We start from the raw sequence: 17,257 nt of genomic DNA, 5'->3' as shown, positions 1-17,257 counted from the left end.
GACGCACCACACGCTGATCTTCGCTCCGCTCGGGACAACATGCGTTGTTCCAACAAGACACTCCGCCCTGCCTGGCCCCTGACTCCCGGCCCCTACCCCCAAAGCACCCATGCCCTACAGCCACCTCAACGACTACCCCGCCGACATCCGCGAGCGCGCCGCGCGCGTGCGGCTGGCGTGCTTCGACGTGGACGGCACGCTGACCGACGGCCGGCTGACGTTCGACAGCGAGGGCCGGGAGCTCAAGTCGTTCCACGTGCACGACGGACTGGGGCTGGTGATGTTGCGCAAGGTGGGCATTGCCGTCGCACTGGTGACGGCGCGGCCCAGCGCGGTGGCCGAGCGGCGCGCGGCGGAGCTGGGCATCCAGGCGTGCACGGCGGTGGCCGACAAGCTGGCCTGCGTGCGTGACCTGGCGGCGGCACTGGGCGTGTCGCTCGATGAGGTCGCCTTCATGGGCGACGACCTGCCCGACCTGCGGGTGATCCCGCACGTGGGCTTCTCGATCGCGCCCGCCAATGCGCACCGCTGGGTCGGCGAGCGCGTCCACTGGCGCAGCACGCGCGCGGGCGGCGACGGGGCCGTGCGCGAGATCTGCGACCTGATGCTGGCAGCGCAGGGCCATGCCGAGCGCATGCTGTCCGAGGCGATGCCCACGGGGGTGCAGGCATGAACTGGCGTGCGTTCCTGACCCTCGTCCTGGTGGCCGGCGCAGCGATCAGCGGCTGGGCCCTGTGGTCGCAACGTTCGCCCGCCGCGGCCGCGCCGGAAGCGGGCGGATTGCCCGACTACGTGCTCAACGAGTTCCAGCTCGTCGTCCTCGACGAGCAGGGCCGGGAGTCGTTCACGCTGGAAGCGCCCAAGCTCGCCCGCGACCCCGGCGTTCGCACCATGGAGATCGAGACGCCGGTGTTCACCATCCCCGACGGCGACGCGAAGGACCGGACGGTGGGTGCCTGGGTGGTGCGCTCGCAGACCGGCTGGATCAGTGCCGCCGGCGACGAACTGCGGCTGCGCGGGGACGTGCGCGCCGACAGCCAGGGGGCCAGCGGCCCGGTGGCAATGCGCACGCAGGAGCTGAACGTTTTCCCGGAAACCAACCGCGCCACGTCCGCGGTTGAGGTCACAGTCACGGAGCCCGGTTTTATACTGGCCGGTCACTCGCTCGAGGCCGACCTGGCCGTGGGCAATATCCGCCTACAGGACCCCAAGGCACGCTATGAAAGCATTCCCCGCTAGCCTGCTCGCGCTGCTGCTGGCCGCGACCACCATGTTGCCGGGCACGGCGTCGGCCCGCTCCTCGGACCGCAACAAGCCCATGGACATCGAGGCCGGCTACTCCGACTACTCGATGGACGACAGCCGGCCGACCGTGCTGACCGGCGGCGTCACGATCACGCAGGGCACGCTGGACATCCGCGCCAACCGCGCCGACATCACCCAGCGCAACGGCGAAGCGGTACGCGCCGTGCTGACCGGTGGCCCGGTGCGGCTCAACCAGCAGCTCGACGACGGCAAGCCGATGGACGCTGTTGCCACCAAGGTCGACTACGACCTGCGCAACGAGGTCGTCGTCTTCACCGGTGACGTCAACATCTCCCAGCCAAGCGGCAGCATCAGCGGCCAGCGCATCGTCTACAACATGCGTACCGGCCAGGTGCAGGGCGGCGGCGAAGGCGCCGGTCGCGTCAAGATGCGCATCATGCCGCGCAACGGTGGTGCCAGCGCGGACCCCGAGCCGGCAAGCGACGGGGACGAAGGCTGATGCTGGTGGCGAAGGGCCTGCGCAAGGCCTACCGCTCGCGCGAGGTTGTGCGGGACTTCGGCCTGACGCTGGACGCAGGCGAGGTCGTCGGCCTGCTGGGCCCCAACGGCGCCGGCAAGACCACGTGCTTCTACATGATCGTCGGCCTGGTGCCGGCGGACGCCGGGCAGATCGTGCTCGACGGCAAGGACATCACGTCCGAGCCGATGTACGCGCGCTCCAAGTACGGCGTGGGCTACCTGCCGCAGGAACCCTCGGTGTTCCGCAAGCTCAGCGTGGCCGACAACATCCGGCTGGTGCTGGAGTTGCGCAGCGACCTGAATGCGGCCGGCCGCGAGCGTGAACTGGCCAGCCTGATGGACGAGCTGCAGGTCACGCACGTGGCCGACCAGATCGGCGCCAGCCTGTCGGGTGGCGAGCGTCGCCGCGTCGAGATTGCCCGTGCGCTGGCCACCAAGCCGCGGCTGATGCTGCTCGACGAGCCGTTCGCCGGCGTCGACCCGATCTCCGTCGGAGAGATCCAGCGCATCGTGTCCCATCTCAAGGGCCGCGGCATCGGCGTACTGATCACCGACCACAATGTCCGCGAAACCTTGGGAATCTGCGACCGCGCGTATATCCTCAACGACGGCGGCGTGCTCGCGCAGGGGGCTCCGGACGCGCTGCTGGCAAACCCCGACGTCCGTCGCGTCTACCTGGGCGAAACCTTCAAGCTCTGATCCGGTCGTGACCGGAGCCGCCGTCCCCCACCGGGCGGTGAAAGGTTTCGGTGCAATGCGCTCCCGGGCGCGCGACGCGGCCGCCGGCCGTCTCCTGTCGCGTTAGCCCTCCACGATGAAACCCCGCCTCCAAGCCTCCCTCGGACAGCACCTGGTGATGACGCCGCAACTGCGGCAGGCGATCCGCCTGTTGCAGCTCTCGGCCGTCGAGCTGGAAGCGGAACTGGTCGAAGCGGTCGAAAGCAACCCGCTGCTGGACTGGACCGAAACCGCCATCGCCACCAGCGACGCGCCCGCGCCTGCCGCTGATGGCAACGGGGCTGCCGAACCACCGCCCGAAGCGGACTGGGGACCCAACGACGGCGAACCCTGGTACGAGCGCATCGGTCCGTCCGATCACGACGACGATGGCTCGCTGGCCGACCAGGTGGCCGAACACGAAAGCCTGCACGACCATCTGCTGTGGCAGCTGCACCTCGGCCACCTGTCCCCGCGCGACCGCCAGATCGGCGTCGCGCTGATCGAAGCGATCGAGGACGACGGCTACTTGCGCGAGCCCTTGGATGCGATTGCTGAAACCCTCACGCCCGAGATTGACGCGGGCGAGGACGAGATCCTGACCGTCCTGCACCAGATCCAGCGGTTCGACCCCGTCGGTGTCGGCGCGCGCGACCTGGGCGAGTGCCTGCGCCTGCAACTGGAGCCGCTGCCCGACGACACCCCGGGCAAGGCGCTGGCGGCCCGGCTCGCCGGCACGCCCCTGGAGCGCCTGCCTCGCATTGGCGTGGCCGGGGTCGCCTCCGAACTCAAACTGGATGCATGCGAAGTTGAAACCGCGGTGCAGCTGCTGCGCTCGCTGGACCCGCGGCCGGGTGCGCAGATCGGGCCGATCAGCCACGACACCTACGTCGCGCCGGATGTCGTGATCTGGCGCCAGCACGGCCTGTGGCGGGTCGCGCTGGCCGACAGCATGCGCCCGCGCGTGGCGATCCACCGCGGCTACGAGGGCATGATCCGGCACGCCTCGGCGTCGGATGCCAGCTACCTGCGCGGACACCTGCAGGAAGCGCGCTGGCTGCTCAAGAGCCTGGAGGCGCGCGGCGAGACGCTGCTGAAGGTGGCCCGTTGCCTGCTCCAACAGCAGGCCGGGTTCCTTGAGTTCGGTGACAGCGCACTGCGGCCGCTGACGTTGCGCGAGGTCGCGGCGGAAATCGGACTGCACGAATCCACGGTGTCGCGCGCGATCGCACGCAAGTTCGCCCGTACTCCGCGCGGGACCGTGCCGCTGCGCGCGTTCTTCGCCTCGGGCATCGACACCGGCTCCGGTGGCGAGGCGTCCAGCACCGCGATCCAGGCCATGATCCGGCAGCTGATCGACGCCGAGAACCCGCGCAAACCGCTGTCGGACGCGCGGCTGGCCGAGACGCTCAAGGCAACCGGCGTACCCGTCGCCCGGCGCACCGTCGCAAAGTACCGCGAGGCGATGAGCATCCCCTCGTCACAGGACCGGGTGCGGATGGGCTGATTTGAGTCGAACCCGATAACCGAATCGCACCGCCCGACAGGACACGATTCCCGGCCAGGGAGCCAAGGCGCGGGTCCAGCCCTCGCAAAGCCCGGTCACTCCCAGACCCAAGCTGAAACGGCCGCGACGTGGGCACCTTGGGCCACGGTTCCAGACCCTCTCCACCCTCCTTCATCAGTCTTGGTCCGTGGCCAGGAAGGCCCTTTCGATCCCGCCCACCTCCCCCCGGACGCCTGCGATATGCTGTCGGTCCCGTCGCGAGCAGGAGGTTGAAGATGCGCATCGAAACCCACGGCCAGCAGATCGATGTGACCCCTGCCCTGCGCAACTACGTGGAAACCAAGCTGGCCCGCTTGGGACGCCATTACGAACACCCCTTCGACGTGCGCACCCAGCTGAGCCTGGACAAGCCCGACCACCGCGCCGAGGCCACCGTGAACATCGCCGGGCGCACCCTGCACGCCGATGCCAACGCCATCGACATGTACGCGGCGATCGACCTGCTGGCCGACAAGCTCGACCGGCTGCTGATGAAGCACAAGGAAAAGATGGTCGACCACCACCGGGGCGAGAGCCTGGCCCGCGCTGGCGAACTCGGCTGAACCATGCCCCTGGGGGAGCTACTCAGCGCCGACCGGATCGCGATCCTGGTCGAGCCCGGCAACCGCGCGGCCGTCCTCGAGACGGCCGCACGGCTGTTGGCCGATGACATCCCGGGCAGCACCGGGGCCGCGCTGGTCTCGACCATCGCCGACAGCCTGCGCGCCCGCGAGCGCCTGGCCAGCACCGCAATCGGCCACGGCGTGGCGATCCCGCATGGCCGCCTGCCGGGGCTTGAAGCCAGCCGAGGTGCCTTCCTCCGCTTGGCCCAGCCCGTCGAGTTCGACGCCGCCGACGGCCAGCGCGTGGACCTGGTGATGGCGCTGGCCGTGCCCGAGCACTATGTCCAGCAACACCTCGCCCAACTGGCCGAGATCGCCGAGCACTTCGCCTCCGAGGCCTTCCGTAATGAACTGCGGCGCGCCACCAGCGCCAGCCAGCTCAGTGGCCTGCTGCTGGCCGGGTCGTCGAGGAAAAACGTCGCGGGAGCGGTGCGTTGAACGCGAGCATCAGCGCCGGCGCGCTGTTCGAGCACCAGCGCGAGCGGCTCGAGCTGCGCTGGCTGGCCGGACAGGACGGCCAGGGTCGCGTGGTCGAAGCGGTCGAGACCGTTGCCCGCCGTCCGTCGCTGGCCGGCTACCTCAATACGATCTACCCCAACCGCGTGCAGATCCTGGGCACCGAGGAGCTGGCGTGGCTGGACACGCTGGACTCGCGCCATCGCTGGGAGACGATCGAGAAGATCATGCAGTACCGGCCGTTGGCGCTGGTCATCAGCAAGAACCAGTCGTGCCCCGAAGACCTGAGACTGGCCGCCGAGGAATCGCAGACGCCGCTGTGGAGTTCGCCGCGCCGTGGCCACGAGCTGCTCAACCACCTGCAGTACCACCTCGCGCGCACGCTGGCACCGCGCGTCACGCTGCACGGCGTGTTCATGGAAATCTATTCGATCGGCGTGCTGATCACCGGCGACGCCGGCTCGGGCAAGAGCGAGCTGGCACTGGAGCTGATCACGCGCGGCCACCGGCTGGTGGCCGACGACGCACCCGAGTTCACGCAGATCGCACCCGACGTGCTCGATGGCACGTGCCCGGAAATGCTGCAGGACCTGCTGGAGGTCCGCGGCCTGGGCGTGCTCAACATCCGCGAGATGTTCGGCGACACCACGGTCAAGGGCAACAAGTACCTGCGGCTGATCATCCACCTGACCAAGCCGATGGACGAGCCGCTGCCCGGTGGGATCGAACGCCTGACCGGCGACACCGGCACCCGCCGCGTGCTGGACCTGGACGTGCCGATGATCACGCTGCCCGTGATGCCCGGCCGCAACCTGGCGGTTCTGGCCGAAGCCGCCACGCGACTGCACAGCCTGCGGATGAAGGGCCTGGATCCGGCGGCGGCGTTTATCGCGCGGCACAGCAACTTCCTCGAACGGGGTGAAGCGTGAGCAGCCCGGACGTTGAGATCCCGGACACCGCGCGCGCGCTGGTGATCGTCAGCGGCATGTCCGGGTCGGGCAAGTCGGTGGCGCTCAACACCTTCGAGGACCTGGGCTTCTACTGCGTCGACAACCTGCCGGCCGAGCTGCTGCCGCAGTTCGTGCGCAGCGTGCAGGGCGGCGAAGGCGCGCCCGCGAAACTGGCCGTCGGCATCGACGTGCGCAATCGCCACAGCGACCTGGCCGACATTCCCGGCTCGCTGTCGGCCGTGGGCGCGATGGGACTGGATCCGAAGCTGGTGTTTTTCGAGAGCCGCGATGACGCCCTGATCAAGCGCTACGCCGACACCCGTCGCCGCCATCCCCTCAGCCACCTGGGCCTGTCGCTGGCCGACGCGATCTCGCTGGAGCGGCAGGTACTCAAGCCGCTGCGGCAGATCGCCGACCGCGTGATGGACACCAGCGACCTCAACGTCCACCAGTTGCGCCGCCAGGTCATCACCGAGTTCGGGCTGGGCAGCGATAGCACGGTCTCGCTGCTGTTCGAATCCTTCGCCTACCGCCATGGCGTGCCGGCCGACGCGGACTTCGTATTCGACGCGCGCTGCCTGCCCAACCCGCACTGGAACGCGACCCTGCGCCCGCTCTCGGGCCGCGACGAGGCCGTCGCCGAGTACCTGGAGGCGGAACCGGACGCGGTGCGGTTCGTCGAGCAGGTCAGCGGCTTCCTCGACACCTGGCTGCCGCGGCTGCGCGCGGACGGTACCCGCAGCTACGTCACGGTCGCCTTCGGATGCACCGGCGGACGCCACCGCTCGGTGTACCTGGCCGAGCGCATGGCGCGCCACGCCCGTGACGCCGGTTGGGACGAGGTCGCCGTGCACCACCGCGAACTGGATTGACCGCCGCGAATCTGCCGGCATCACCGGGCATGTCGCTGTGTCGGCGTCCTGGCGGAACGCAGCAGCCCGCCCGACCCGCTTCCGGCCCGTAACACCCGTCTGTTAACTTGGCGGGCATGGCCATCGGCATCCTCCTCATCACCCACGAAGGCGTTGGCAGCGCGTTGCTGGCGGTCGCCACGCGCCTGCTGCGGACCCTGCCACTGAAGACCGAAGCACTCGACGTGCCGTTCGACGGCGACCCCGATGCGCTGCTGCCCTTGGCCAGCGCCGCCCTGCGCCGGGTCGACGGTGGCCAGGGCGTGCTGGTGCTGACCGACCTCTACGGCGCGACGCCCAGCAACGTCGCTGCCAAGGTGGCGCGGCTGGGGACGCCGGTCAGGCGGGTGTCGGCTCTGAGCCTGCCGATGCTGCTGCGCGTGATGAACTACGCCGAGCTGGAACTGGACGAACTGCCCGCCGTGGCGTCGGCCGGCGCGCGCAACGGCGTGATACTGGACGACGCTTGAAGACGGACCCCGGAAGGACACAGCGATGATCGAACGCGAACTCACCGTCTCCAATCGACTGGGCCTGCACGCCCGCGCCACCGCCAAGCTGGTGCAGCTGCTGTCGGCGTACAAGAGCAATGCCACGCTCACCGCCAAGGGCCGCGAGGTCAACGCCAAGTCCATCATGGGCGTGATGCTGCTGGCGGCCGGACAGGGCACGCAGGTCAAGCTCAGGGTCGACGGCGAGGACGAGGCCGCGGTGGCCGACAAGGTCACCGAGCTGTTCGACCGCCGCTTCGACGAAGACGCCTGAGGCCGCGTCCGGATGCGGCAGGAATTCACCGGGCAGGGGGCAGCGCGCGGCAGCGCGTTGGGCCGCGCCCGTGTGCGCCTGCCGCACGTGCTGGAAGTGGCCGAGGAGCGCATCCCGGCCGAGGCGATCGAGGACGAACTTGAACGCCTGCACCGCGCCATCGCCACGGTGCGCGAAGAGATGCACGGCCTGCGCGACCGCCTGCACGGGGCGTTGGCGCAGGAGGTCGGCGAGTTCCTCGACCTGCATGCACTGCTGCTGGACGACCCCGAGCTGCTCAGCGGCCTGGACGAGCTGATCCGCACCGGCCGCTACAGTGCCGACTACGCGCTGCGGCTGCAGCGCGATCGCATTGCCGGCGTGTTCGCGAGCATGGACGACGCCTATTTCCGCAGTCGCGTGGAGGACATCGACCAGGTCATCGGTCGCATCCACGCCGCGCTGCACCGCCGCCATGCGGACATGCAGGGCGTGGCCGGCGAGATCCTGGTCACCGACAACGTCGCGCCGGCGGAAATCGCGCAACTTCAGGCGCAGGGCGTGATGGCGATCGTGACCTCCGGCGGCAGCACGCTGTCGCACAGCGCGATCCTTGCCCGCAGCCTTCACCTGCCGCTGGTGGTGGGGGCGGCGCACGTGCTGCAGAAGGTCAACGACGGCGACGTGCTGGTGGTCGATGGCGCCGGCGGCCTGGTCGTGGTGGAGCCCAACGCCGCCGACCTGCGCGCGCACCGCGCCCGCGTGCGTGACCTGGCACGCGAGCGCAAGCAGCTCAACCGCCTGCGCCGCGAGCCGTCGCGCACCATCGACGGCGTCGACATCCGCCTGTACGCCAACGCCGAATCGCGCGACGACGTGGCCGAAGCCCATGCGCTGGGCGCAGCGGGCATCGGGCTCTACCGCACCGAGTTCCTGTTCCTGCAGCGCAACGAGGTCCCGGACGAGGACGAGCAGTTCCGCACCTACCGCGACGTCGTGCTCGGCATGACCGGGCGCACGGTCACCATCAGGACCCTCGACCTGGGCGCCGACAAGGCCGACCGGACCGGGCTGGTGCTGCGCGACGAACCCAACCCCGCGCTGGGCCTGCGCGGCGTGCGGCTGTCGCTGGCGCGCCCCGGCCTGCTGGACGACCAGTTGCGCGCCCTGCTGCGCGCGTCGGGTTACGGCCCGCTGCGCATCCTGGTCCCGATGATCAGCAGCCGCGAGGAAATCCGCGCGGTGCGCACGCGCATGAACCGGCTGGCCGCCGAGCTGCGCGCCGAAGGCCATGAGATCGCCGACCACATCCCGCTGGGCGCGATGATCGAAGTACCGGCCGCGGCCATCGCCCTGCCCGGCTTCATCGCCGACCTGGATTTCCTGTCGATCGGCACCAACGACCTGGTGCAGTACGTGCTGGCGGTGGACCGCAACAACGAGGCGCTGGGCGAGATGTACTCGCCGCTGCACCCGGCGGTAGTGCGGCTGATCCGCGATGTGATTCGGCTGGCCCAGCGCAAGGGCAAGCCGGTGGCGGTGTGTGGAGAGATCGCCGGCGATGCGCGCTTCGTGCCGATGCTTCTGGCGATGGGGCTGACCGAACTGAGCCTGCACCCGGTCACGCTGCTGGAGGTGCGCCGCACCATCCGCGCCTGCGACCTGCAGGCGCTGAAGGCACGCGCACCGTCGCTGCTCAAGGCACGCGGGCGGCTGGAGATCGAGCGGTGGATGGCCGCGGCCGCGCCGGACCTGGCCCGCTGAGCCAGTTGACTCCTGTCGTCCCGCGTGGGTCGCGGGCTCAACTGCGGCCTTTCCCTCCTGCGCGCGATGCGGCCAGTCAATGGGGTGTGCAGCGCACGACAAGTGGCGATAATGCCGGCATGAACGCGTGACGCCAGGTCGCACCTTCGTTGCTCCAAGGGCAACGGCGGCGGCCGATACCGGCTCGACGAGCCAGACCGCCGGACCACCAGGAGCGCCGCCTTGGCCGAAGCCATCCGCCACGACAAGACCTCGCGCCAGCTGCGGATGCTGTCGGACGCGCTCGACAGCGGCCGCCTGGGGCCGGTGCGTCGGCTGGTCAACACACTGTCCCCGGCCGAGATCGGCAACCTGCTCGAATCGCTGCCGCCGGCCAAGCGCGCGGTGGTGTGGGGGCTGGTCGACCCGGAGGACGACGGCGAGGTGCTGGTCCACGTCGGCGACGAGGTGCGTGAAAGCCTGCTGGCGGACATGGACCCGGACGAAATCATCGCCGCGGTCGAAGACCTCGACATCGACGACCTGGCCGACCTCGTCGAGGACCTGCCCGATACGGTGATCGACGAAGTGCTCAAGTCGATGGACCGCGAGAACCGCGACCGGCTGGAGCAGGTGCTGTCCTACCCCGAGGACACCGCCGGGCGACTGATGAACCCGGACGTGGTGACGGTGCGCGCCGACACCACCGTCGACGTGGTGCTGCGGTTCCTGCGCTTGAGGGGCGAGCTGCCCGAGCACACCGACCACCTGTACGTCGTCAGCCGGCGCCGGCAGCTCCTGGGCTGGGTGGCGCTGCAGAACCTGGTCACGCACCACCCCAACACGCCCATCAGCCACCTGATCGACGACAGCCTGACCGCCCTGCGCGTGGACGAGTCGGCCGAGTCGGTCGCGCGCCAGTTCTCCGACCACGACTGGGTGTCGGCGCCCGTCGTCGACAGCACCAACGAGCTGCTGGGCCGAATCACCATCGATGACGTGGTCGACATCATCCGCGAGCAGGCCGAGCACCAGGCGCTGGGCGCCGCGGGCCTGGACGAGGACGAGGACCTGTTCTCGCCGATCCGGCGCGCCGTGCGTGGCCGCGTGGTGTGGCTGGGCATCAACCTGGCGACCGCGTTCCTGGCGGCGTTCGTCATCGGCCGGTTCGAGGCGACCATCGAGCAGATCGTGGCGCTGGCGGTGCTGATGCCGATCGTCGCCGGCATTGGCGGCAACGCCGCGGTGCAGGTGCTCACGCTGATGGTGCGCGGCCTGGCGCTGGGCCAGGTGGGCGCCAGCAACGCGTCGATCCTGCTGTGGAAGGAATTGCGCGTCGCGCTGATCAACGGACTGCTGATCGGCGGGCTGGTGGGCGCGGTGGCCTGGATCTGGTTCGGCGACGGCCTGCTGTCGGCCGTGATCACCACCGCGCTGGTGATCAACTTCTGCTCGGCGGCGCTGGCCGGCACGCTGGTGCCGTTGCTGATGAAGCGGATGAACATCGACCCGGCGGTGGCGGGCACCGTGGTGGTGACCGCGGTGACGGACGTGATGGGGTTCTTCAGCTTCCTCGGCCTGGCGACCGTCATCCTGATGCGCTGAGCGCACGCCGGCGCGCGCTGTCCAGCGCAACTGCCCCGGCCCTCAGCCCAACAGCGACTCCAGCACCGCCATGCGCACGGCCACGCCATTGGCGACCTGCCGCAGGATCAGCGACTGCGGCCCGTCGGCCACCTCGTCGGTGATCTCCACCCCGCGGTTGATCGGGCCCGGGTGCATCACGACCGCATCGGGTGCGGCACGCCGCAGGCGCGAGCCGGTCAAGCCATAGTCGCGGTGGTAGTCCTCCAGCGAGGCGACCAAGCCGTCGTCCATGCGTTCGCGCTGCAGGCGCAACATCATCACCGCGTCCACGCCCTCGAGCGCCGCGTCCAAGTCGTCGGAAACGCCGCAACCGGCCAGCGTGCCGTCGTCGACCGGCAGCAGGGCCAACGGCCCGCACACCCGCAGCTCGCCCACGCCCAGTGCACGCAACGCCTGCAGGTCCGAGCGCGCCACGCGCGAGTGCTTCACGTCGCCGACCATGAGTACCTTCAGCCTCGAGAAGTCCGGACCCTTGGCCTGGCGCAGCGTCAGCATGTCCAGCAGTCCCTGCGTGGGGTGCGCGCTGCGGCCATCGCCGGCATTGACAAGGTGCGTATCGGGACCGGCATGCGCCGCGAGTTCCGCGACCGCGCCGTCGACCCTGTGGCGCACGATGAAGCCCCGCACGCCCATCGCCTCGATGGTGCGTAGCGTGTCGAGCGCCGTCTCGCCCTTGCTGGTCGAAGAGGTCGATGCGTCGAAGTTGAGTACATCCGCACCCAGCCGCTGCGCGGCCAGCTGGAAGCTCAGGCGCGTGCGTGTGGACGCTTCGAAGAACAGCGTGCACACGGCCGTGCCGGCGAGACGGTCGCGCGCGATCTGACCGTCGGCGAAACGCTGCGCGCGGTCCAGCAGCGACTCGATCGCGGCGCGCGGCAGTCCGTCAAGGGTCAACAGGTGGTCGATGGGGGCAGCGCGGCCGGAAGCGTTCGCGGTCATCAGGGCAATGTCAGGGAGGAATCTCGGTGGCGTCACGGCGCCGGGGTGGCACCGGGTGCCAGCAGCGTGGCGTCGTCGGGGGCGGCGAGCCAGCGCTCGATGATCACCGCCGCGGCGACGGCGTCGAGCGCCTCGGCATCGCGCCGGCGCTTGCGGCCCTGCGCGCGCTCGGCGGCGAAACGCTGCGCGGCCTCGATCGAGCTCGATCGCTCGTCCACCAGCGCGACGGGCAGGCCATAACGCGCCTGCAGTTCGCGGGCGAAGGCGTGCGCGCGGGCCCGGATGGGCTGGTCGCCGCCTTCCAGCGTCATCGGGTCGCCGACGATCAGCCCGTCAGGACGCCACTCCTTGTGGAGGCGGTCGATCAGCGCCCAGTCGGGGCCGTGGCCGTGCACGTCCACCACCGCCAGCGCGCGCGCACCGTGTCCGAAGGCGCTCGCCACCGCGACGCCGATCCGGCGCGCGCCCACGTCGAAGCCCAGGACCGTGCCATCGCGCTTGATGCCGGGTGTGCTCATGCGTGGCCGGCGTAGTCAGCCAGGTGCGCGAAGTCCACGCCGATGCGACCGGCAGCGGCCTCCCAGCGGTGGTCCAACGGCAGCGAGAACAGCAGCTCCGCATCGGCCGGGGCGGTCAGCCAGTCGTTCTCGGTCAGCTCCTGCTCGAGCTGGCCGGCGCCCCAGCCGGCGCAGCCTAGCGCGACGATCGCCTGCGGCGGGCCGTCGCCCTGGGCCATCGACTCGAGGATGTCGCGCGAGGTGGTGAGGAACAGCGACTCGGCGATCTGCAGCGTGGAGTCCCAGCGCAGGCCGCCGTCGTGCAGCACGAACCCGCGCTCCGGATGCACCGGCCCGCCGGCCAGCACCACCTGGCCGCGCATCTCCGGGGCGCCACCGTCCACGCCCATCTGCCCGAGCACCTCGCCCAGCGTGTATTCGGAGGCGCGGTTGACGACGATGCCCATGGCGCCGTCGTCGTCGTGCTGGCAGATCAGGGCCACGCTGCGGGCGAAATTGCCGTCCTGCAGCGAGGGCAGCGCGATCAGCAACTGGTTGGCCAGCGGGGTGGCGGCGTGGGGCGTTGGGACGGAAGGCGCGGAGTCGGCGGACATGGCCGTGATTCTAGCGCGCCGCGCCGTCGGCCAAGGGCCCCGCTTCCCCGGCCAATGGCATTGAATTCGCCCGCCCCGCCGGCCATGATGCCCGGCGGCCGATCTCGCTTACGGGTGGATGCCGCGCGTCACTGCCGGCGACCGAGAGCCCGATGCCCGACACCGTCCGTTCCAATGCCTGGTCCCGATGGCGCATGCCCCTGCTGGTGGCATTGATCGTCGCAATTGTCGTCGGGCCATTCATCGTCCTGAGCGAGGCCATGGACGAGAGCCAGCAGGCGGCCGCGATGGTGGAGCACACGCGCGAGGTCGAATCGACCGTGCTGGAGCTGCTCTACGACACGCGCGACCTGGAAGCCGCCGCCCTCGCACTGGCCTCCGGCATCGACACCCCGACATTGCGAACGCGCGTGGAGCGTGGCCGCGACACGGTGCCCGCGGGGCTGTCACGGTTGATCGAGCTCACCCGCGACAACGCGGCCCAGCAGTTGCGCATCGGGCGGCTGTCCACGCTGCTGGAGCAACGGCTGCTGCTGGTCGAGCGCCAGTTGCAGGTCGGCCCGGAACAGGACGACGACGCCATCCAGAGCCTGATCGCCGGCCTGCCGATCCGGCAACTGGCCGACGAGATCGTGGCCGAGGAGCAGGCCCTCCTGACCGACCGCGACACGCGCTCGGCGCAGTTGCAGCGCAGGACCGAACTGGTCGGCTGGCTGGCGATGCTGGCGCAGCTCGTGCTGCTGGGCATCATCCTCTACCTGGCCCAGCGCCAGATCGGAGAGCGCCTGAACGCCGAGCGCGCCCAGCGCCGCGCCAGCGACCGTGCCCAGGCCGTACTGCAGACGGTGCGCGAACCGATCGTGCTGGCCGATGCCGACCAGCGCGTGGTGATGTTCAACCCGGCGTTCGGGGAGGTCTATGGCCTCGACACCTCGGCCATCGGCCAACCACTGGCCTCTGTGGGCCACGGCGCCTGGAACGACGTCGAGTTCGGCCAGCGCCTGCGCGATGTCCTTGTGCGCGGCCGCGAGATGTGGGACTTCGAGCGCACCCAGACCACGGCCGACGGTGCATCCCGCACCGTGCTGGTCAACGCGCGCCGGATGCCGCTGCCCGACAGCGACGACCACGTCGCGCTGATGACAGTCAGCGACGTCACCGCGCAGAAGACCGCCGAGCAACGCATCCACGAGCTGAACCGCCAGCTGGAAGGCAAGGTCGACCAGGTATCGGACGTCAACCGCGAGCTGGAAGCCTTCAGTTACTCGGTCAGCCATGACCTGCGCGCCCCGCTGCGCCACATCGCCGGTTTCGCCGACAAGCTCACCAAGCAGCTGGGCGAGGATGCCGACGAGAAGAGCCTCCACTACCTCGGGGTGATCTCGAGTTCCGCGCGCCGCATGTCGACCCTGATCGACGACCTGCTGGTGTATTCGCGCCTGGGCCGCAGCGCCATGCGCCTGCAGGCCGTGGACATGCAGACGCTGGTGGCGGAGACGCGCGCGCTGCTGGATGCCAACGCGCACGCCGAGCACCCCGACCTGCGCATCGACTGGCGCATCGCGCCGCTGCCGATGCTGGTGGCCGACGAGAACATGATGCGGCAGGTGTGGCTCAACCTGCTGGGCAACGCGGTCAAGTACAGCGCGCGGCGCGACGTGGCGGTGATCGAGGTCGGGCACGAGCGCAACGACGACGGCAGCCACCTGTTCACCGTGCGCGACAACGGCGCCGGCTTCGACATGGCCTACGCGGGCAAGCTGTTCGGCGTGTTCCAGCGCATGCACAAGGCCAGCGATTTCGCCGGTACCGGCATCGGCCTGGCCAGCGTGCGCCGCGTGCTCGTGCGCCACGGCGGCCGCATCTGGGCCGAATCCACGCCCGATGCCGGCGCCACCTTCTTCTTCACCCTGCCCGCCACGCTGGACCGCCCCGACGCGGACGGCGCCACTCCCTCCATATCCCGCGAGCCCACCCCATGAGCAAACTGCGCACCATCCTGCTGGCCGAAGACAGCCCCGCCGACGCCGAGATGGCGATCGACGCGCTGCGCGACGCCCACCTCGCCAACCCGATCGTGCATGTGGAGGACGGCGTCGAGGCGCTGGACTACCTGATGCGCACCGGGCGCTTCGCCGACCGCACCGACGAAGATCCGGCGGTGCTGCTGCTGGACATCAAGATGCCGCGCATGGACGGCCTCGAAGTGCTGCAGAAGCTGCGCGCCCACGAGAACCTGCGCCGCCTGCCGGTCGTCATCCTCTCGTCCTCGCGCGAGGAAAGCGACCTGGCGCGCAGCTGGGACCTGGGCGTGAACGCCTACGTCGTCAAGCCGGTCGACGTCGACCAGTTCTTCGACGCGGTGAAGGCGCTGGGCAAGTTCTGGGCGGTGTTCAACGAGATTCCCGAAGACTGAGCCATGCGCGACCCCGGTGCCCCGACATTGCGGCTGGTGCTGGTCGAGGACTCGGCCGACGATGCCGACCTGACCCAGATCGAACTGGCCGAAGCGGGTCTGGACGTCGCCTGCCGGCGGGTCGAGGACGAGGCAGGTCTGCGCGAAGCATTGCAGGCATTCCCGCCGGACGTCGTGGTGTCCGACCTGAACCTGCCCGGCTTTTCGGGCGAGCAGGCCTTGGCGCTGGTGCGCGAACTGGCGCCGGGCGTTCCCTTCGTCTACTTCTCCGGGCAGTGGCCGCCGCAGGGCATGCCGCCTCCGAATGAAGACGCCGCGGGCGACGACCCGCGGCCGCTGGGCGCGGACGGCTACCTGCTCAAGACCCAGTGGCGGGAGCTGCCCGACCTGGTGAAGCGGCTCGCCCGACGCGCGTGAGCGGCTACTGCGACATCGCGCCCGGCCATGGGCTGCATGGCCCGTACCACGACACCGAGTACGGCGTGCCGCATCGCGATGAGGCCGTGTTGTTCGAACGTCTGCTGCTGGAGATCAACCAGGCGGGCCTGAGCTGGGAGACGATGCTGCGCAAGCGCGAGGACTTCCGCGCGGCGTACGGCGGATTCGATGTCGACACCGTGGCCGCCTACGGCGCGGCCGACCGCGCGCGCCTGCTGGCCGACGCCGGCATCATCCGCAACCGCCTGAAGGTCGATGCCGCGATCCACAACGCGGGCGTCATCCGCGGCCTGCGCGACAGCCATGGCGGATTCGCCGACTGGCTGGACGCGCACCTGATGGAGGGCGACGCACCACGGGACAAGGCCTCGTGGGTGCGCGTGTTCAAGCGGACCTTCCGCTTCACCGGCGGTGAGATCACCGGCGAGTTCCTGATGAGCCTGGGCTACCTGCCTGGCGCGCACCGCGACGATTGCCCCGCCGCGATCCGCATTGCCGCACTGGACCCGCCGTGGACGCGCGCCCGCGACGGGCGCGTCTGACGTCCGTAGCCCGGGTAAGGCCGCAGGCCGCACCCGGGATCTCCGTCACCTTCCTGCGACATGACGACCCGGGTGCCCCCGGATCAAGTCCGGGGTTACCCGGGCTACGACGCATACACCCGTCCAGAGACGGACGACGTGCGGATCAGGCGGCGACGCCGGCCTGCCCCGCGGCCTGCTCCTGCTCGGTGGCGGCGCGCACGTCGGCCACTTCGATCGCGAAGTGCAGCGTCTGCCCCGCCAGCGGGTGGTTGCCATCGACGGTGACCTGCTCGTCGTCGACGCTGGCCACGCGCACCAGCACCGGGCCACGGTCGGTCTTGGCCTCGAACTGCATGCCCGGCTGGACGTTGTCCACGCCCTGGAACGCGCTGCGCGGCACCGACTGCACCAGGCCATCGTGGCGCGGGCCGTAGCCCTCGTCGGGGGCGACGTCGACCTTGAAGCTGTCGCCCGTCTTGCGGCCGGCCAGCGCCTTCTCCAGGCCCGGCACGATGTTGCCGGCGCCGTGCAGGTAGCTCAACGGCTGCTGTTCGGGCGACTGGTCGATGACCTCGCCCGCGTCGTTAGTAAGGGTGTAGCGGATCGAAGCAACGCAGCGATCGGCGATCTCCATGGGAAACCTCCAGAGGTTGGTTTGGAATGGGGGATGTGCCGGCAAACCCACGGCAGCGAACGATGTAACCCCA

21 protein-coding genes are annotated in these 17,257 nt (G+C 69.9%); 17 read left to right on the top strand and 4 right to left on the bottom strand.

Annotated elements, in window-relative coordinates:
- The first annotated feature begins 109 nt into the window (after window positions 1–109).
- From K6753_RS07935 to mgtE, 13 genes are all read left to right on the top strand, one after another.
- A complete protein-coding gene (locus K6753_RS07935) occupies window positions 110–673 on the top strand; it encodes a KdsC family phosphatase (protein WP_223675917.1) in 564 nt (187 codons plus the stop codon).
- On the top strand, window positions 670–1,239 hold the full coding sequence (gene lptC / locus K6753_RS07930) for an LPS export ABC transporter periplasmic protein LptC (protein ID WP_223675916.1): 570 nt from the start codon (window positions 670–672) through the stop codon (window positions 1,237–1,239). Before K6753_RS07935 ends, lptC begins: the two co-directional genes overlap by 4 nt.
- Window positions 1,220–1,765: a lipopolysaccharide transport periplasmic protein LptA gene (gene lptA / locus K6753_RS07925; protein WP_223675915.1), complete on the top strand. Its 546-nt coding sequence runs from the start codon at window positions 1,220–1,222 to the stop codon at window positions 1,763–1,765. The genes lptC and lptA overlap by 20 nt, the downstream gene beginning before the upstream one ends.
- Complete coding sequence (gene lptB / locus K6753_RS07920) at window positions 1,765–2,484, top strand: LPS export ABC transporter ATP-binding protein (protein ID WP_223675914.1); 720 nt, start codon at window positions 1,765–1,767, stop codon at window positions 2,482–2,484. Before lptA ends, lptB begins: the two co-directional genes overlap by 1 nt.
- Window positions 2,485–2,599: 115 nt before the next feature.
- Complete coding sequence (locus tag K6753_RS07915; RefSeq protein WP_223675913.1) at window positions 2,600–4,009, top strand: RNA polymerase factor sigma-54; 1,410 nt, start codon at window positions 2,600–2,602, stop codon at window positions 4,007–4,009.
- A gap of 275 nt (window positions 4,010–4,284) precedes the next feature.
- Complete coding sequence (gene hpf, locus K6753_RS07910) at window positions 4,285–4,611, top strand: ribosome hibernation-promoting factor, HPF/YfiA family (protein WP_223675912.1); 327 nt, start codon at window positions 4,285–4,287, stop codon at window positions 4,609–4,611.
- A gap of 3 nt (window positions 4,612–4,614) precedes the next feature.
- Window positions 4,615–5,109 carry a PTS sugar transporter subunit IIA gene (locus K6753_RS07905; RefSeq protein ID WP_223675911.1) on the top strand — a complete coding sequence of 165 codons (495 nt, stop codon included), beginning with the start codon at window positions 4,615–4,617 and terminating at the stop codon, window positions 5,107–5,109.
- A complete protein-coding gene (gene hprK / locus K6753_RS07900; protein ID WP_223675910.1) occupies window positions 5,106–6,056 on the top strand; it encodes an HPr(Ser) kinase/phosphatase in 951 nt (316 codons plus the stop codon). The genes K6753_RS07905 and hprK overlap by 4 nt, the downstream gene beginning before the upstream one ends.
- A 41-nt stretch (window positions 6,057–6,097) precedes the next feature.
- The gene (rapZ, locus tag K6753_RS07895; RefSeq protein WP_223676141.1) at window positions 6,098–6,949 is read left to right on the top strand and encodes an RNase adapter RapZ; all 852 of its coding nucleotides are present in this window, start codon (window positions 6,098–6,100) and stop codon (window positions 6,947–6,949) included.
- Window positions 6,950–7,065: 116 nt separating this feature from the next.
- Window positions 7,066–7,458, top strand: a complete 393-nt coding sequence (locus K6753_RS07890; protein WP_223675909.1) for a PTS sugar transporter subunit IIA — start codon at window positions 7,066–7,068, stop codon at window positions 7,456–7,458.
- Window positions 7,459–7,483: 25 nt separating this feature from the next.
- Window positions 7,484–7,753, top strand: a complete 270-nt coding sequence (locus K6753_RS07885; protein WP_223675908.1) for an HPr family phosphocarrier protein — start codon at window positions 7,484–7,486, stop codon at window positions 7,751–7,753.
- A 12-nt stretch (window positions 7,754–7,765) separates the two neighbouring features.
- On the top strand, window positions 7,766–9,496 hold the full coding sequence (ptsP, locus tag K6753_RS07880) for a phosphoenolpyruvate--protein phosphotransferase (RefSeq protein WP_223675907.1): 1,731 nt from the start codon (window positions 7,766–7,768) through the stop codon (window positions 9,494–9,496).
- Window positions 9,497–9,718: 222 nt separating this feature from the next.
- On the top strand, window positions 9,719–11,080 hold the full coding sequence (mgtE, locus tag K6753_RS07875; protein WP_223675906.1) for a magnesium transporter: 1,362 nt from the start codon (window positions 9,719–9,721) through the stop codon (window positions 11,078–11,080).
- Between the two features lie 42 nt (window positions 11,081–11,122).
- Here the strand turns inward: mgtE and K6753_RS07870 are convergent, their stop codons facing one another.
- Genes K6753_RS07870 through K6753_RS07860 form a run of 3 tightly spaced genes read right to left on the bottom strand, consistent with a single transcriptional unit; the run spans window position 11,123 to window position 13,172 of the window.
- Window positions 11,123–12,061: an aspartate carbamoyltransferase catalytic subunit gene (locus K6753_RS07870; RefSeq protein WP_223675905.1), complete on the bottom strand. Its 939-nt coding sequence runs from the start codon at window positions 12,059–12,061 to the stop codon at window positions 11,123–11,125.
- Window positions 12,062–12,093: 32 nt separating this feature from the next.
- On the bottom strand, window positions 12,094–12,579 hold the full coding sequence (ruvX, locus tag K6753_RS07865; RefSeq protein ID WP_223675904.1) for a Holliday junction resolvase RuvX: 486 nt from the start codon (window positions 12,577–12,579) through the stop codon (window positions 12,094–12,096).
- A complete protein-coding gene (locus K6753_RS07860; protein ID WP_223675903.1) occupies window positions 12,576–13,172 on the bottom strand; it encodes a YqgE/AlgH family protein in 597 nt (198 codons plus the stop codon). Before K6753_RS07860 ends, ruvX begins: the two co-directional genes overlap by 4 nt.
- A 152-nt stretch (window positions 13,173–13,324) precedes the next feature.
- On the opposite strand from K6753_RS07860, the gene K6753_RS07855 reads away from it, so the two are divergent.
- The 4 genes from K6753_RS07855 to K6753_RS07840 are packed head-to-tail and all read left to right on the top strand — an operon-like array spanning window position 13,325 to window position 16,568.
- Window positions 13,325–15,154: a sensor histidine kinase gene (locus K6753_RS07855; protein WP_223675902.1), complete on the top strand. Its 1,830-nt coding sequence runs from the start codon at window positions 13,325–13,327 to the stop codon at window positions 15,152–15,154.
- On the top strand, window positions 15,151–15,588 hold the full coding sequence (locus K6753_RS07850) for a response regulator (protein ID WP_223675901.1): 438 nt from the start codon (window positions 15,151–15,153) through the stop codon (window positions 15,586–15,588). The genes K6753_RS07855 and K6753_RS07850 overlap by 4 nt, the downstream gene beginning before the upstream one ends.
- A gap of 3 nt (window positions 15,589–15,591) precedes the next feature.
- Window positions 15,592–16,005 (top strand): response regulator, encoded by a 414-nt coding sequence (locus K6753_RS07845; protein WP_223675900.1) that lies wholly within the window; start codon window positions 15,592–15,594, stop codon window positions 16,003–16,005.
- Window positions 16,002–16,568, top strand: coding sequence for a DNA-3-methyladenine glycosylase I (locus K6753_RS07840; RefSeq protein ID WP_223675899.1), 567 nt, complete (start codon window positions 16,002–16,004; stop codon window positions 16,566–16,568). The genes K6753_RS07845 and K6753_RS07840 overlap by 4 nt, the downstream gene beginning before the upstream one ends.
- Window positions 16,569–16,713: 145 nt before the next feature.
- Here K6753_RS07840 and K6753_RS07835 read toward each other — a convergent pair whose 3' ends face one another.
- The gene (locus K6753_RS07835) at window positions 16,714–17,184 is read right to left on the bottom strand and encodes an FKBP-type peptidyl-prolyl cis-trans isomerase (RefSeq protein ID WP_223675898.1); all 471 of its coding nucleotides are present in this window, start codon (window positions 17,182–17,184) and stop codon (window positions 16,714–16,716) included.
- Window positions 17,185–17,257: the final 73 nt, after the last annotated feature.

Source organism: Novilysobacter selenitireducens (assembly GCF_020026895.1).
Classification (GTDB): domain Bacteria; phylum Pseudomonadota; class Gammaproteobacteria; order Xanthomonadales; family Xanthomonadaceae; genus Lysobacter_C; species Lysobacter_C selenitireducens.
This window is presented reverse-complemented; position numbering and strand designations above follow the sequence as displayed.

What these genes read in the sequence shown, in the direction of transcription:
- hpf (WP_223675912.1), top strand. Translation starts at nt 4,285, where the DNA reads ATGCGCATCGAAACCCACGGCCAGCAGATCGATGTGACCCCTGCCCTG.
- K6753_RS07915 (WP_223675913.1), top strand. Translation starts at nt 2,600, where the DNA reads ATGAAACCCCGCCTCCAAGCCTCCCTCGGACAGCACCTGGTGATGACG.
- K6753_RS07855 (WP_223675902.1), top strand. Translation starts at nt 13,325, where the DNA reads ATGCCCGACACCGTCCGTTCCAATGCCTGGTCCCGATGGCGCATGCCC.
- lptB (WP_223675914.1), top strand. Translation starts at nt 1,765, where the DNA reads ATGCTGGTGGCGAAGGGCCTGCGCAAGGCCTACCGCTCGCGCGAGGTT.
- K6753_RS07905 (WP_223675911.1), top strand. Translation starts at nt 4,615, where the DNA reads ATGCCCCTGGGGGAGCTACTCAGCGCCGACCGGATCGCGATCCTGGTC.
- ptsP (WP_223675907.1), top strand. Translation starts at nt 7,766, where the DNA reads ATGCGGCAGGAATTCACCGGGCAGGGGGCAGCGCGCGGCAGCGCGTTG.
- lptA (WP_223675915.1), top strand. Translation starts at nt 1,220, where the DNA reads ATGAAAGCATTCCCCGCTAGCCTGCTCGCGCTGCTGCTGGCCGCGACC.
- K6753_RS07870 (WP_223675905.1), bottom strand. Translation starts at nt 12,061, where the DNA reads ATGACCGCGAACGCTTCCGGCCGCGCTGCCCCCATCGACCACCTGTTG.
- K6753_RS07845 (WP_223675900.1), top strand. Translation starts at nt 15,592, where the DNA reads ATGCGCGACCCCGGTGCCCCGACATTGCGGCTGGTGCTGGTCGAGGAC.
- K6753_RS07935 (WP_223675917.1), top strand. Translation starts at nt 110, where the DNA reads ATGCCCTACAGCCACCTCAACGACTACCCCGCCGACATCCGCGAGCGC.
- ruvX (WP_223675904.1), bottom strand. Translation starts at nt 12,579, where the DNA reads ATGAGCACACCCGGCATCAAGCGCGATGGCACGGTCCTGGGCTTCGAC.
- K6753_RS07885 (WP_223675908.1), top strand. Translation starts at nt 7,484, where the DNA reads ATGATCGAACGCGAACTCACCGTCTCCAATCGACTGGGCCTGCACGCC.
- lptC (WP_223675916.1), top strand. Translation starts at nt 670, where the DNA reads ATGAACTGGCGTGCGTTCCTGACCCTCGTCCTGGTGGCCGGCGCAGCG.
- K6753_RS07850 (WP_223675901.1), top strand. Translation starts at nt 15,151, where the DNA reads ATGAGCAAACTGCGCACCATCCTGCTGGCCGAAGACAGCCCCGCCGAC.
- K6753_RS07860 (WP_223675903.1), bottom strand. Translation starts at nt 13,172, where the DNA reads ATGTCCGCCGACTCCGCGCCTTCCGTCCCAACGCCCCACGCCGCCACC.
- K6753_RS07835 (WP_223675898.1), bottom strand. Translation starts at nt 17,184, where the DNA reads ATGGAGATCGCCGATCGCTGCGTTGCTTCGATCCGCTACACCCTTACT.
- K6753_RS07890 (WP_223675909.1), top strand. Translation starts at nt 7,066, where the DNA reads ATGGCCATCGGCATCCTCCTCATCACCCACGAAGGCGTTGGCAGCGCG.